An 11,700-nucleotide genomic window follows, 5' to 3' on the forward strand; every position below is an offset into this window, starting at 1 on the left:
GATAAAAATCTTGGTTTAAGTGAAGCTTATCATTATTTTCTTAATGCCATTTCATATTATTATGGCAAATACATTTCTATTCCTAATACCCGCCATTTAATTTCTAATAAGCTTTCTTTTTTATTAGAAAAAAAATCTAATGTTGATTTATTACAATTTTCAGATTTTCATCCTTATTATAAATCCCTTTGTCAAAAGTATGATATTGAATTTAGAATGGACAAGGCCTATTTGGATTATTATATGGATTTTGCAATTACAATTGTTAATTTTCAAGGAAAGTTAAATTATGTTCCACAAGCTGGAATCCTTATTGAAAATTTTATATTTCGTTTTTATAATTATTTAGATATGCAAATAGTAAAGGATATTGTAAATGCACATAATAGAATTTTGAATATTAGAAAGGAACATCGTGATAATAGTCTTCTTTGGCTTAGACAGCATTGGTCAAGAATTATAATTCCAAAGGAAAGGACAAATATTTATGGATTTAGTATAAGATATAATGAATTAGATTATTTATTAAATAATGAAATATTTTTTAATTTGTTCAAACGTAAGATAACTAATGCTGATATACTATTAATAAAAAAGAAAAAGTTGTTGTTTGAAGAAAAATATGGATCATTATTAAGATTTGCACCACCTGTGCGTAATTTTATTTTTAGGATTTAATCATGGAAAGGCCGATTGATTTTTTGAAAAGACAAAATTTGGATTTTAAAGTAGAAGGCGAAGAAATAAGATTACATAAATGTCCTTTTTGTGGTTCGGAAGGTAATCGTGCATTTGTTATTCATGCTGTTACAGGCAAATGGCATTGTTTTGCATGTTTAGAAAGTGGTAGAAGTCTTTATAGTTTGAAAAAGAAAATGGGATTAATTGATACCGTTGCGAAGCTATCTTTTGAAAAGTTAAAACCGTTAGATAATAAATATTTAGATGAAGTTATGTTAGCACATAATACATTGATGAAAAATAGAAAATATTTAAGAGATTTAATAAAGAATTGGAAAATTTCATTAAATACTATAAGAAGACAAAAGTTGGGTGTTTTGGTTGAAAATGAAGAAGTTGATGGTGAAATTTTGCCAGTTCCAAAGACTTTGGTTATCCCATATTTTAAAAATGGGAGATTATATAATATTAAGTATAGAAGTTGGTTTGGATTGCCTAAAACTTTTAGGCAAGTAAAGAATGCACCTAAAATAATGTATAATGAAGATGCATTAAAAGATATTTATGATATTGGTGAAGCAATTCTTCTAGAAGGTGAACATGATACTATAACTTTAATAGATAAAGGAATAGAAAATGTTTTGGGGATTCCTGGTGCTGGGGTTTTCCACCCTGAATGGTATGAAAGATTTGAAGAATTGGAAAAGATTTATTTAGCACTTGATGCAGATAAGGCAGGCGAATTAGGAACAAAAAAATTGATTAGCAGATTAGGTATCCATCGTTGTTATATAATTCATTTGCCAGAAGGTTATGATGTATCTGATTATGTAAATGAATTTGGGATAGAAAGATTTAAATTATTATTAAAAGAAGCAACAAGAGCAGAACCTGAATCTGTACATAGAATAGATAAAATAGCGGAAAGTGAAATATTGGCAGGTGAAATATCGGAAAATGTATTGCCAACATTTAGCGAAGAATTGAATAGAATTTTAAATGGTGGTTTTAGGTCAGGCGAATTGATTACAGCAGTAGGTTTCCCGAAGACGGGAAAAACCTCATTATTTTTAAAAATTGCTACAGAATTAGCACGTCAAAATATTCCAACTATGTATTATTGTGTTGAAATGACAGCTACTAGATTAGCTAAATTAGCTTGGGGAATGTTATTAGATGTTGGTAGAGATTTTCAATTTACAAAGGATTATGTATTGATAAAACATTATTTAGATGAGAATCAAGTTCCAAGCCTTTATATTTGTGCTCCAAATAGTATTAAAAAACCTGAGCAAGTAGAAGAAACTATTAGAGATAGCATCTTGCGTTTTGATTTAAAATTAGTTATATTTGATAATATACATTATTTGGTGAGAACAGAAATTCACAATAGAGTTCAGGTTATGGAAAGTTATATTAGAAAATTTAGAGACATTTCACGTGAGTTGGAAGTTCCAATAGTTATAATTGCGCATTTTGGTAAGGGCGATCCTACTATGATGCCAAAAGGGATGACACCACAATGGGCGGCTAGTTTTCTATCAGATAGTGATACAGTTTTGTTAATACATAGAAATAGAATTCCAGGTATTGAAGAAAGCTTTAGTAGAGTATTGTATGTTTCAGTAGAAGCGGGTAGAGAATCTCAAGGTGGCACTTGTTTTTTTGATTTAGATACTAATTTTCTTCATTTTAGAGAAATAACTAAAGATGAAGCTATTAAATTGGAGCAAATTTTTGAAAGTATGGAAATAAAAGAAAAAAGGAGGAAAAAATGAAAAAAGAAGATTTGAAATATTTATTAGATTTAAGGAAAGAGTTATATTTGGGTGCGCCGAGTATTGGCGAATTGGTTGAATTAATAAAACAACAACCATTTCTATTAGGACAATGGGCTCTAAGAGCTCGTAAAGCTAGAAAATCTATGCATCAAGCGGAATTGGAATTCATTGCATATCAAGCTAAAGTGATTAATGAACAGGAATTTAAATCTGAAGCGGCTAAACAAAATTTTATAAAATACACCTTGCCATTGGATGAGGAATATGTTAAATTAAAAAAGAGATTGGATAGAACAACAGAATTATATGAATTTTGCAAAACTATGTTGCAAATACATGTACAAAGAGCATCATTGTTAAAGGCTATATTAGAAATTGATAAAGAATTGTTAATAAGTGAAGATAATCTTTCCAAGGCTGAATTATTAAAAATTTTAGATGGGCCTTGGAAAGAAGATTAAAAAAATAAAATTAAAGGAGGTTAAAGATGTTTAATTGGTTAAATGACAAAACAACAGAAAATGTAAGAAGGGTAGTGTCAGGCGAAAGTCAAAGAATTGGTGTTCCTTGCTTAGGAATGTTCGGCATTGAATGTCCACATTGTTTGAAGGCCAGACGGCTGTATGCCGAAAGACATGATGATGAAGCTAGTAGCATTTATAAGAAAAAATTCTTTGTCTGCTATGCGGTTATTCTTAGTGAACAATATGAAGATTATTCTAGACGAATTACACTTTTCCAAATACCTGTTAATGTAACAGATAAAATTGTAAGGAAAATGCACCCGAAAGCTCCAAATAGTTGGGGAGATGCTGTTGATCCAGAAAAAGGTTATACATTGGTTATAGAGAAAACATCTGGAAGTGATGGTAGAACACAATATGATGTTGATAAAGGTAAACCAATGTCAATTACGAAATTGTGGAATAAGTATAAAGAAGAAATAATAGATATTCATGATCAAGCTCTCTTATCTTATATGTTGATTAGCAATCAAATTCAAATTTTCCAGCCAAGATTTGAAATGAAGGAAAATGAGACGATAGAAATTAGAATGTTACCTTGTAAAAATGAGAATAAGTATCCAATAAGTTATTTATTCTTTCATTGGAATGTTACTCAACTTAGAGAAGATGAAATTGCTTTTGATTGTAAGTATGATGTAAATTGTATTAGAAAGAAACTATCTGCTGAACCTGAAATTGAAGATTTATCATCAGATATTGATCAAGAAATAGAAATTTAAAAAAAAGCGGGAATAGCTTAATTGGTAAAGCACCTGATTACCAGTCAGGAAGTTGCAGGTTCAAGTCCTGCTTCCCGCTTTGGAGGTTAAAGTGGAACTAGAAGATATTTGTGGAAATGAATTATTAAAAAAGGTATTAAAACCATTTTTTGATGGTGAACAACCATTACCTGGGGCTATTTTAATCTTTGGCCCTTCAGGTTCTGGCAAAACTACATTAGCTAATATAATTGCTAATCACTTTACAATTCCACGTTATATTTATTTTATAAATATTGCTGATTTAAGGGGAATAGATAATGCAAGGGAGATAATTAGACGTGCTCAAACACCAATTTTCGAAAATAGAAAACGTATTTGGATATTAGATGAAATTAATGAGATTGGTACGGCTGCAATGAATAGCTTTTTGAACATTTTTGAAAATACACCAAAAGATGTACATTTTATCTTGACTGGAATAGAAGGTGATAAACTTCCAATTACTATTAGAAGAAGATGTCTTAGATTAAGAACTGAAGCTTTGGAATATAGAACTTTTTGTAAATGTATAGCTAAAGGGTTGCGTTCATTGCAATTTCCAGTGAGTGCAATTTTTTTTCAAAAGTTATATGAAAAATCTTATGGATGTATTGGTATAGCTAAAAAATTAATGTCGGGAATGATTCATTTTAATAGTGAAGGTGATGCATTAAATTATTTGGAAAAAATTACTTCTAGTCATGAAGAATTAAGTTTTTCTAAGATAGCAGAGATATTATTTAATGTTAGTGATTTACAACAATTAATTGATTATCTGAATAAATATAAAAGAGAAATAGAGGCAAATACTGAAGCTTTAAGAAAATACTTATTAGCTACCTTTATTAATCAACTTTTGATATTATCACCAGATAATATTAGATTGATATATGACTGTATAGAGCCATTAAATCATCCTATTTATGATTCATCTTCTATGATTTTGGCTATATTAGAAACATATTTTAGATTAGAAAAAGTAAAAAATAAATTTGGAGGTTAAAGATGAAAGAGTTATTGAATATTTTACAAAAGAAAAATGCTTATGTATTTTTAGTAAAAGATAAGGCAATTTTTTCTGGAATGGGTATTTATGGTGAAATCGATATGGATTTTCCAGTTGAAAAGCCTTTGCAAGCTACTTGTGATTTGATATATAAAGTTTTGGAAGTCCAAAATGGAAAGCTAAATTTGAAAAAAGATAAATTGGTATATAAGATTGGAAATTTAGAAGCATTTATACCATGTATAGAATCTGAGCTTCCAGATAGAATCGAAGTAGATAACAAAATATATTTTACAAAAGGTACTTTGGAAAAAATGATTAAAATTGCTAATATTTTGAAAAAATTTACTAGTGATATATCATATATAGATATTAGCCCTAACTTTTTAGCTTTGGGAAATGATTCTGTTTATGTAGAGATAAAACCAGAATATGTTGATTTTGATAAGAAGATTAAACGTTTAATCATTAATACTGATGAGTTAATAATTCCTGATAATTATTTTTCAATTGCCAAATTTTCAGATGTTTGGGTAGGACATATTACATCTGAACATGGATTTGTTTCTTATATAATTGGTTCTGAAGCTGAAGATGATTTTTATAAAAAAGTAGATAATATTAAAAATTCTAAAGAATTTATTTGTAAGGTTCAAGTTCCATATAATGATGTTAAATTATTGACTTCTTTGTCAAAAATAGATACTTTGAATTTAGAGAAAAATTATTTGATTAATGAATATCCTGAAATCAAATTGTTGTGTAAGATAGAAGGAAAATTGGATGGTACTTATATATTACCTGCAATAATTTTTAATATTCCATCTAATGATGATTATATCGAATTTTTAATTTGTAAAAATAATGTTGCTTATTTGGAAACAAAAGATATGAAAATTTGGGTAGCAATTGGGAACTTGTAATATGTTATTTGAAAAATTTGTCCCTCATAAAATAGACAAAATTTGTGAAAAGTGTCCTTTTCTAAAAAGCCCATCTGTATTTCCTTCTAAAGATGAATTAAAAAAATTTAAGGAAAATCCACCAAAACTGATTATTATAGGGATTAATCCAGGACAAACTGAAATAGAACAAGGAAAAGTTTTCGTTGGAAAGTCGGGCGACTTTCTATGGTCTGCTTTATCATCTTATGGAATTAATAGAAAAGATTGTTTTGCAACCAATATGGTTCATTGTTTTGATAAGGAAATTAAAATTACAGTTCCGATAATAAGAAGATGTAAGTATTATCTTGATAAGGAAATTGAAAATATAGATTGTAATAAATTTCTTTTATTGGGAAACGTGCCTGTTCAAGGAATGTTAGGTCTTACTTTAACTGAAATTAAAAATAAAGTTGTATTAAAAGATAATAAATATTTTGCAATATTGCCGCATCCAGCATCTTATATGCGTAAATATGGAAGTGATGCTAAATCAAGATTTATTTCTGATGCATTGAAGGTATTAAATGAATTGTTCAATAATAAATTAAAAAAAGAAAAAATTAAATATAAATTTATTGAAAATAGTAATGAACTTATAAAAATATTAAAACAATTAGATGAAGTTACAATTGATTTGGAAACTTCTGCTATTGAATGGCAGTTTGGCGACATAAAACTGTTAGGCATTGGTAATCATAAATTTGCATTTGTTACAAATGATATAACTAAAGAATTGATTTTGGAACTTTCTAAGCATAAACTTATTGGTCATAATATTAAGTTTGATTTGAAGTGGATTTATGATAAATTTAAAATTTGGCTTCCAATACATGCAGATACACAATTAGCTGCTTATATAATAGATCAGAATAGAAAGCATTATAATTTGCAAAGTTTATGTTATGAATATGTTCCAGAATTGATTCATTACGGAGAAGATATCAAAGGAAGTAAAGATTGGAAAACATATATAAATCCAGAATATAATGCAAGTGATGTTATAAAAACTGCTAGATTATATAATATTTTAAGAGATAAGTTAAAAGATAAAATTTTTTTGTGGAATTTTTTGTTAAAAGCAGAAAGAGCTTTGATGAAAATGGAATATAAAGGTGTTTTAGTGGATACTAGATATTTAGATTTACTTACGCAAAAGTTTGAAAGGAGATTACAAATATTAAAAAAGAAGATAGAAAGTATGACAACTGATTTTTTAGATAATATAAATGTAAAATTTTTGCCTGAAAGTTTAATACAATTTTATAAGAAAAGATTGATTAATAAAGTACCTTTTAATCCAAGTTCTGATCATGATATTAGATTATTATTCTATGGTGTATATGGTTTATCATATAAAGATTATAAATCATTTAAAAGGGAAGTTTTATTAGAATTGGAAGATAAATATCCAATAGCAGGTTATATATCTAAATATAGAAAATTTGAAAAATTATATTCAACATATGCTAAGGGTATTAAAGCAAAGTTAATTAATGGCATAGCTTATACAAATTTCAATTTAACTAAGACTATTACAGGAAGGACAAGTAGCGGTTCTGAATTAGGAAGAGAAGAACATAAATTTAATTTTCAAAATCTTCCAAGAACAGGTGGCGTTAGGGAAATGATTATTGCAAGGCCAAATAAATTATTTTTAGGTTCAGATTATTCTATGATTGAAGTTTGTGTTGCTGGTGCTTTATCTCGTGATGAGAAATTAATTGAAATTTTGAAGTCTGGAAAAGATGTTCATACAATGATTGCTTCTATGATATTCAATATTCCTTATGAAAAAGTTCAAAAACAACAGCGACAGTTTGCAAAATCTGTGACATTTGGTATATTATATGGTATAACACCTATTGGATTGGCTAAAAGATTGGGAATTTCGGAAGATAAAGCACAAGAATTAATTGATAATTTTTTTGAGAGATTTCCGCAGATAGGAGAAACAATAGATAGATGTGTAAGATTTGTAGAAAAAAATCATTATATTAATACTCCTTTTGGAAGGATAAGAAAATTTGATAAATTTGATGAAGAAACAAAACGACAGGCTTTTAATACTGTAGTTCAATCTGTTGCGTCAGATATTATGTTAATTTCGCTTGGCGATATAGATGAAATTATTGAAAACCGTTTATTAGATGAAAGAATTTATCCAATTATAGAAGCGCATGATGAAATTATCTTTGAGATAGATAATGATGAAAAATTTATTAAAGAAATGGAAGAATTTATAATTTATGAAATGACTAAAGGAATTAGGGAAAGACATGAACTTGTAGATAAATTATTAGGTTCAATTGATTTGAGAGTGGAAACGAAAATTTCTAAAAGATGGCAAAGTAAAGTTTAAAAAGAGGTAAAAATGAAAAAAGATATTTTAGAGAGAGCTGTTAAAATTCTCCTTGAAGATAAATTATATAATTTGAGACGTGAAAAACATAAACTTATGGCATTAGGTTGTGGGGATGAAGTTGTAGCTATAGAAGATTTAATAGCGGAAATAGAAGAAATTTTAAAAGAAATGGAGAAATAAATTTTAGGAGGTAAAAACCATGCCCCGCTTTGAGTATAAATGTCGAAAATGTGGAACAATAGTTGAAGAAGAAAAACCTATTTCAGAACATAATAAAGCACCAGAGATTTGTCCTGTTTGTGGTGCAAAAGGTACAATGTATCAGGTTATTACTAGTCCACCAGGAATAGATTTAACTAAAGCTGGTCCTGGGACATATTTTAATGATTATAGAATGTGGGAAAAAGGCGCTGAACCATTTGATGAGAATATTCCAAAACAACGGGAAAAAGAAGCATATATGAAAAATAGAGGCGAAAAAGGTTGGAGATCTTTACCTAAATATAATAGAAAAAAATTATTGGAAAAACATTTAGTTAAATAATATAATCTTGACAAATTTGCTTTTTTATGTTATGCTTGGTTTAATGAGGTGAACCTGTGTGAATTTTGATACTTCAAGAAGACATCCTAATTATACAAAGAAAAAGGAAGAATATGAGTTTTTCCTAAGAGCCTATTTAGGTGGACAAGATTTTATTGAGAATGAACTTTTTAGTCATTCGTTGGAAGACGATGATTCTTTCCAGAATCGCAAAAAACGTGCTTCTTATATGAATATCACTAGAAAAGTTATAAATGCTTTTACTAATTTTATTTTTGCCACGCCTGTTAAACGTTCCAATGCACCCATTTTAGCCCCTTTCTTTGAAAATGCCGATAGAAAAGGCAATAATATTGATAAAATTATGCGCAAAGCTTCTAATTTATCTACTTTAATGGGCCAATCTTATCTTTGGTTAAGATTTGATGTTCCGCACAATATACAAGGTTCATTAAGTCTAAAAGAAGTTTTAGAAAAAAGAATCTTGCCTTATGTAAACGTATTATCTTATTTAGATGTTGTTGATTGGTCTTTAGATTCCTTTGGGAATTATAATTGGGCATTAATAAGATTGCCTGAATATGATGATAAGAATCCTTTTGTAGAAAGAGAAGAAAAAATATATTATTATTTATTAACTAAAGAAAGAATTTATACTTTTGATGAAGAAGGAAATTCGATTCGAAGTGCAAGTAATCCCTTAGGTGAGATTCCGTTAATTAGGGTTTTGCATGATGAAGTGGATAATTTAGGTGAAGGTGAACCTTTATCAAATGATATGCCTTACCTAGCAAGAACTATCTTTAACTGGACTTCTATAATTGATGAAATGATAGAGAGACAGGGATTTGCACAATTGGTTTGTCCTGATGATGGTGAATTAGAAGAAATGAATAGAGCAGAAGAAGGGAATGTTTTAAAGAAAATTGGAACTTCATCTGTTTTCACTTATCCAGCAAGCGCAGGCCATCCACCACAATTTATTACACCAGACATTAGTCAATTAAGAACAATTTGGAACATTATAAATGGTATGATAGATTTTATTTATTTGAGTACAGCTTTAGCTGGAACTAGAGAAGATATCGTTACAAATAGCAGTAGAGCAAGAAGAATTGCATTGGAATTGGTTGGTGCAACATTGAAGGCTAAAGTTATGCATTTAGAAAGTGCTGAAAACCAAATGATAGAATTTTATTTAAGATATTTGAATAAGGAAAGGCAAATTAATAAAAGATATTTCAGCAGTTATTGCAGGGATGTTAATGCATTGAGTTTCATGGATTATTTCGACAGCATATTTGAAATGATGAAGAAAAATATTAGCAGGAGCTTCAATAAAGCATTAGCCGTAGAATTAACTGAAAATTGTCCTTATCCGATGGTTCAGAAAAATCGTGATGAAATTATTAATGAAATACAAGATTCAGCGGGTATATTGTTTGGTCAGGCCCGTGATATCTATGATTTTACAGCTAGTGAAGAAGAAATAAAAAGAAGTAAAGTAAAGAAACAAGCAAAAAGGCCTAAAGAAAAAGGGAAAGAAAAACCAAAAGAAGAAAAAGAAGAAGAAAAATAATTTAGGAGGTTTAATATATTATGCCTGAAGATAAAAAGTTTGTTTCTGAAAGTGAATTTAAGAAAGTTGTAGAGCAAAGGGATAAGCTAAAGGAAGAGTTACGTGCAGCGGAAGAAGAAGCTAAAAAAGCAAAAAGAGAATTGAAGATTTTGCAGGAAAAGATGCAAGTAAGAGAAAAGGCAGAAGAAGAACTTAAGCAAAGAATGTCCGAATTGGAAGAAAAATTGAACCAGTATCAGGAAAAAGAAGAAGAAGAAAAGATGAAGGAGGCTTCGGAAATAGAAAAGTTGAAAATTCAGCATGAAAGGGAAATTGAAAAATTGAAAAAAGAATATCAGGCCGAAATAAGAGAATATGAAAAGAAAATCAAAGAACTAGAAAGTGGTTTAAATAGTTCTAAAGATGAAATTTTCAAACTAAGAAGGTATCAGTTGGAAAGCAGAATTTTACATTCTGCATATAATATAGCAAAGAACCCCAAAAGAATTGTTAAATTGTGCAGAGATGATTTTGTATGGGATGAAGAAAATGGTGATTGGTATCATGTGAAAGAAACTAGTCGTGGCAATGTAATAAAGGTTCCAGTAGAAGAATATATTAAAAAATTCCTTGAAGACCCAGAAAATGCTGACTTAGTAAAAGTGAAAATTAATGAACCTGTGGAAGAAGGCGATAAAGGCAAAAAGAAAGAGCCTAAAGAAGATTTATCTGAAATAGCAAAGAAATATACAGAAGAAGAATTAAAGCATCAGGCAGAAATTAGAAATATGACAATAGAGGATTTAAAGAAATTATTACAATTGCAGGAAGAAGCAAAGAAAAAGCGTAAAGAACAATTGAAAAGTCTTGCAGAAAAGAATTTTATTTAAGGAGTAACTGATGAAATTAAAGGATTTATTGAAGATAATTGAAGAAAAATGTAAGGATGATTATCATATTTCCGTTATGATTAAGTCTTCTAATTTGTATTATTTTTATACTAGTTCTAGTTCAAAAGAAGAAAGTTTATATGATTTCTTTTCAGATATTCTAGCAGGATTGATTATGGTTTATAAAAAAATAAGTGGTTCGGTGGAATTTGAACAATTTTTGGCGGAATTGAATAAACAGTTGATATTAATGAAAAAAACTATTAAAGAAATGAAATTGTATGATCCATGATAAATTTTTGAATTTTGTTGTTTTAATGGAAAAGAATGGGATTGCAAGATATTATAGACGTTTAGATGAACATGAAGTTTTATTTGAAATTTATAAAGATGGCAATTTAGAAGTTAGCCATAGAATTGATACTAAATTTTTAATACCTGAAGTGTTATTTTTTTTGAAAAATGAAAAAAAAGAAGAAAATTAAATACTTATTGAAAAATGGAAAGTGGTCAACTAAATTTGATCCTTGGAATATGATGATTAAGTCTTACAGATTGAAGATTTATGCAAATAAAGGTAAAATTAAAGAATTAAATAAATTGCTTGCATTCTGGCGAGATCAAGTTAATCATAAAATAAAATTATTTTGGGATTTTGAAGATA

General features: G+C 28.5%; 13 protein-coding genes and 1 tRNA gene. All 14 read left to right on the top strand.

Annotation, left to right across the window (positions count from 1 at the left end; translation table 11 throughout):
• Nucleotides 1–678 (top strand): hypothetical protein (locus J7J62_04005; GenBank protein ID MCD6124318.1); only part of this gene is annotated, 678 nt, incomplete at its 5' end.
• A 2-nt stretch (nt 679–680) separates the two neighbouring features.
• Complete coding sequence (locus tag J7J62_04010; protein ID MCD6124319.1) at nt 681–2,459, top strand: AAA family ATPase; 1,779 nt, start codon at nt 681–683, stop codon at nt 2,457–2,459.
• Nucleotides 2,456–2,923 (top strand): hypothetical protein, encoded by a 468-nt coding sequence (locus J7J62_04015; GenBank protein ID MCD6124320.1) that lies wholly within the window; start codon nt 2,456–2,458, stop codon nt 2,921–2,923. Before J7J62_04010 ends, J7J62_04015 begins: the two co-directional genes overlap by 4 nt.
• A gap of 26 nt (nt 2,924–2,949) precedes the next feature.
• Complete coding sequence (locus J7J62_04020) at nt 2,950–3,708, top strand: hypothetical protein (GenBank protein ID MCD6124321.1); 759 nt, start codon at nt 2,950–2,952, stop codon at nt 3,706–3,708.
• A gap of 6 nt (nt 3,709–3,714) precedes the next feature.
• Nucleotides 3,715–3,787, top strand: a tRNA-Gly gene (locus tag J7J62_04025).
• Between the two features lie 12 nt (nt 3,788–3,799).
• A complete protein-coding gene (locus tag J7J62_04030) occupies nt 3,800–4,732 on the top strand; it encodes an AAA family ATPase (GenBank protein MCD6124322.1) in 933 nt (310 codons plus the stop codon).
• A 2-nt stretch (nt 4,733–4,734) separates the two neighbouring features.
• Nucleotides 4,735–5,658 carry a hypothetical protein gene (locus J7J62_04035; protein MCD6124323.1) on the top strand — a complete coding sequence of 308 codons (924 nt, stop codon included), beginning with the start codon at nt 4,735–4,737 and terminating at the stop codon, nt 5,656–5,658.
• Nucleotide 5,659: 1 nt separating this feature from the next.
• On the top strand, nt 5,660–8,041 hold the full coding sequence (locus J7J62_04040; protein ID MCD6124324.1) for a hypothetical protein: 2,382 nt from the start codon (nt 5,660–5,662) through the stop codon (nt 8,039–8,041).
• Nucleotides 8,042–8,053: 12 nt separating this feature from the next.
• Nucleotides 8,054–8,224 (top strand): hypothetical protein, encoded by a 171-nt coding sequence (locus J7J62_04045; GenBank protein MCD6124325.1) that lies wholly within the window; start codon nt 8,054–8,056, stop codon nt 8,222–8,224.
• 19 nt (nt 8,225–8,243) lie between these two features.
• Complete coding sequence (locus J7J62_04050) at nt 8,244–8,588, top strand: zinc ribbon domain-containing protein (GenBank protein ID MCD6124326.1); 345 nt, start codon at nt 8,244–8,246, stop codon at nt 8,586–8,588.
• A 58-nt stretch (nt 8,589–8,646) separates the two neighbouring features.
• On the top strand, nt 8,647–10,167 hold the full coding sequence (locus tag J7J62_04055) for a hypothetical protein (GenBank protein MCD6124327.1): 1,521 nt from the start codon (nt 8,647–8,649) through the stop codon (nt 10,165–10,167).
• A 20-nt stretch (nt 10,168–10,187) separates the two neighbouring features.
• Nucleotides 10,188–11,036 (top strand): hypothetical protein, encoded by an 849-nt coding sequence (locus J7J62_04060; GenBank protein ID MCD6124328.1) that lies wholly within the window; start codon nt 10,188–10,190, stop codon nt 11,034–11,036.
• Between the two features lie 10 nt (nt 11,037–11,046).
• Nucleotides 11,047–11,328, top strand: a complete 282-nt coding sequence (locus tag J7J62_04065; protein MCD6124329.1) for a hypothetical protein — start codon at nt 11,047–11,049, stop codon at nt 11,326–11,328.
• Complete coding sequence (locus J7J62_04070; protein MCD6124330.1) at nt 11,318–11,521, top strand: hypothetical protein; 204 nt, start codon at nt 11,318–11,320, stop codon at nt 11,519–11,521. Before J7J62_04065 ends, J7J62_04070 begins: the two co-directional genes overlap by 11 nt.
• Nucleotides 11,522–11,700: the final 179 nt, after the last annotated feature.

Source organism: bacterium (assembly GCA_021159335.1).
Classification (GTDB): Bacteria; UBP14; UBA6098; order B30-G16; family B30-G16; genus JAGGRZ01.

Excerpts from the sequence above, each read along its gene's own strand:
- J7J62_04010 (MCD6124319.1), top strand. The coding sequence starts at position 681 with ATGGAAAGGCCGATTGATTTTTTGAAAAGACAAAATTTGGATTTTAAA.
- J7J62_04015 (MCD6124320.1), top strand. The coding sequence starts at position 2,456 with ATGAAAAAAGAAGATTTGAAATATTTATTAGATTTAAGGAAAGAGTTA.
- J7J62_04020 (MCD6124321.1), top strand. The coding sequence starts at position 2,950 with ATGTTTAATTGGTTAAATGACAAAACAACAGAAAATGTAAGAAGGGTA.
- J7J62_04035 (MCD6124323.1), top strand. The coding sequence starts at position 4,735 with ATGAAAGAGTTATTGAATATTTTACAAAAGAAAAATGCTTATGTATTT.
- J7J62_04040 (MCD6124324.1), top strand. The coding sequence starts at position 5,660 with ATGTTATTTGAAAAATTTGTCCCTCATAAAATAGACAAAATTTGTGAA.
- J7J62_04045 (MCD6124325.1), top strand. The coding sequence starts at position 8,054 with ATGAAAAAAGATATTTTAGAGAGAGCTGTTAAAATTCTCCTTGAAGAT.
- J7J62_04050 (MCD6124326.1), top strand. The coding sequence starts at position 8,244 with ATGCCCCGCTTTGAGTATAAATGTCGAAAATGTGGAACAATAGTTGAA.
- J7J62_04060 (MCD6124328.1), top strand. The coding sequence starts at position 10,188 with ATGCCTGAAGATAAAAAGTTTGTTTCTGAAAGTGAATTTAAGAAAGTT.
- J7J62_04065 (MCD6124329.1), top strand. The coding sequence starts at position 11,047 with ATGAAATTAAAGGATTTATTGAAGATAATTGAAGAAAAATGTAAGGAT.
- J7J62_04070 (MCD6124330.1), top strand. The coding sequence starts at position 11,318 with ATGATCCATGATAAATTTTTGAATTTTGTTGTTTTAATGGAAAAGAAT.